At 34.7% G+C, this 288-nt stretch carries 1 pseudogene; it reads left to right on the top strand.

From position 1 onward, the window contains the following. Positions 1-57 precede the first annotated feature (57 nt). A pseudogene (locus tag CRJ03_RS20635) lies at positions 58-288 on the top strand (cytochrome c oxidase subunit 3); the annotation flags it as partial.

Raw genomic sequence — 288 nt, 5'->3', positions numbered from 1 at the left:
CTTAATACAGCTGTCCTACTTGCTTCAGGAGTATCTATCACCTGAGCTCACCATAGTCTAATAGAAGGTAAACGACTACATATAAATCAAGCCCTTATTATTACCATTTTACTAGGTCTTTACTTTACCATTCTCCAAGCATCAGAATATTTCGAAACACCCTTTACTATCTCAGATGGAATTTATGGTTCAACTTTCTTTATAGCAACCGGATTTCACGGACTTCATGTAATTATTGGCTCAACATTCCTTCTAGTATGTCTTTTACGACAATTTAACTATCATTTT

The sequence above is a fragment of the Roseovarius nitratireducens genome, from assembly GCF_002925845.1.
Classification (GTDB): Bacteria; Pseudomonadota; Alphaproteobacteria; order Rhodobacterales; family Rhodobacteraceae; genus Roseovarius; species Roseovarius nitratireducens.
This window is presented reverse-complemented; position numbering and strand designations above follow the sequence as displayed.